Source organism: Clostridium sp. UBA5119, from assembly GCF_002414285.1.
Classification (GTDB): domain Bacteria; phylum Bacillota; class Clostridia; order Clostridiales; family Clostridiaceae; genus Clostridium_J; species Clostridium_J sulfidigenes.
The window spans coordinates 1-2,158 of sequence record NZ_DHYX01000017.1 but is presented as its reverse complement, the minus strand read 5'-3'; the positions used below and the strand labels follow the sequence as shown (position 1 = coordinate 2,158).

The 2,158-nt window shown below is 24.4% G+C and carries 2 protein-coding genes; both read left to right on the top strand.

Going from position 1 to position 2,158, the window contains the following annotated elements; all coding sequences use genetic code 11:
* The first annotated feature begins 234 nt into the window (after positions 1–234).
* Positions 235–954 (top strand): hypothetical protein, encoded by a 720-nt coding sequence (locus B2671_RS02425; protein WP_346868986.1) that lies wholly within the window; start codon positions 235–237, stop codon positions 952–954.
* A 179-nt stretch (positions 955–1,133) separates the two neighbouring features.
* Positions 1,134–1,937 (top strand): hypothetical protein, encoded by an 804-nt coding sequence (locus B2671_RS02420; protein ID WP_346868985.1) that lies wholly within the window; start codon positions 1,134–1,136, stop codon positions 1,935–1,937.
* The last annotated feature ends 221 nt before the right edge of the window (positions 1,938–2,158 follow it).

The window sequence follows — 2,158 nt, the reverse complement described above, 5'->3', positions numbered from 1 at the left end:
TTTTAAGTTTTTTATATTACTATATTACCACATTTTAAACAATAAATATCATCTTATCATATATTCTTTTATTATCTAATTTATTTCCACTTATTAATTTATTTAATAGTAGGTGAAAAACATACCTACTATTAAATTATAAAAACTGCAAATACTAATATAGCAAAATAATTTTATATTAATTAAAATTATTTATTCATATAAATATTTAATTATATAGTGGGAGGTAATATTTTGATTAATAGAAGAATTGTTACTTATAATTATGAAGAAAATTTTTCTTATTTAAAAACTACTTCTAATCTTTCTACTTCTATTGAAAATATGAGTTCAGAACTTTGTATAAAAGAACTAAAAAATATTACCTTAGTTCCTAGAAGTGGAACTCATAATAATTTTAAAATAGGAGAAGAAATTATTATGTATGTAATCTCCGGTGAATTACTATATAGCGATAACATAGGAAATTTAGAAACCCTTTCATCCGGAAATTTTCTTTATATTAATTCTATGGATGGGATAACCTATGATATTTTTAATAGTGGCATTGATTTTCTAGATATTATTGAAATAACCTTATACACCAATAATAACTCTTATATTCAAAAAAAGAATAATAAATCTCCTCTATTAAATAAATATGACTTTAAGAAGCCTATTGAAAATCAGTGGATATACGCTATTAGTCCTTTAAATGGTTTGGCTCCTATTAAATCTAATTGTGATATTAATATTTATTTTGCATTACTACATCCTAACAAAGATTTAATTTTTACAATTAACAAAGAGAGACAAGGCTACATGTTTCAATGTTATGGAGAAATTGAAATTTGTACAAATAATTCAGATAATATTACCTTAACAGGCTCTGACAGTGCTTATATTTCTAATGAAACTTTTGAAGTAAAAGCTACTATCCCTAGCAACATACTTCTCATTGAAACTGCAACTTAGTAAACATTAAGGCTATGTGAAATTTATTAGAAATTTTAGTTCTTTAGATTTTTTCTTATCATATCTTCTTTAAAAACTCTTTCTTTAAATTTCAATAGTCTAATATATTTATTATGTTATATTTTATTATTTTTATCGTATAAATAATAAAAGAGTTTTCTAGGGAGGTATCAAGTATTATGAATATTATTGCTATTATAGATATTGGTTCAAATACGGTTCACCTACTAATTGTTAATATAGATGATAAGTCCAATCCAAGAATTATAGATGAAGATAAGGAACATTTAAGACTTGGAGCTACTTTAGATACCAATAAAATTATAAGTTCTGAAAAAACCATCCATATAATAACAGTTTTAAAAAAATTTTTACGTTCTTGCATTATAAATAAAGCTTCTAAAATCATATGTGTAGCTACGGAAGCTTTAAGAGTAGCTGAAAATAGTAACTATGTTCTTGATTTAATAAAAGCTCATACTGGAATTTTAGTTCAGGTTTTGTCCTCTAAAGAAGAAGCTTATTTATCTTACCTTGGAGTTTTTTCTACTTGTAACCTAGATAACGGTATAATAATGGACACTGGTGGAAATAGTACAGAATTAATTTTTGTAGAAAAGAGTAAATTTACAAATTACACTAGTATTCCTCTAGGGTCTATAAACATAACTGAGAAAATAAAAGTTAATAAGTATGGCAGATACTTGAGCTGTGACTATAACGAGGACTTTTTTTATAATCTATTTTCTAATATCCCTTGGATTAAAACTTTTTATGGAAGCTCTTTAGTTGGTATTGGCGGAACTTTTAAGAATCTTGGAAAGATATATTCTAATTATTTAACAAATTCATGTTCATCTACTAACACAATAGAACTTTCCAACCCTTATGAACTAAAAACTCTTTGTGAAAGTCTTAAAGTTATAAGTTTAAAAGAGAGAGAAAACTTACANNTTCAAAAAAACGTGCTGATATTATATTAGGTGGTTGTGAAATAATAACTCATATGATGAATTATTGTAATTTTTGTAACATTATTATATGTAGTGAAGGCTTAAGGACTGGTATATTAAATAATTATTTAAATTCCACTAATCAACCCATTGAAACTCATATAAATATTTAACTATATAACTATTTTAAAAATAAAATAGTTATATAGTTGCATATGTATATAAAAATGAAAGGGGCTTTCGCAAAATAG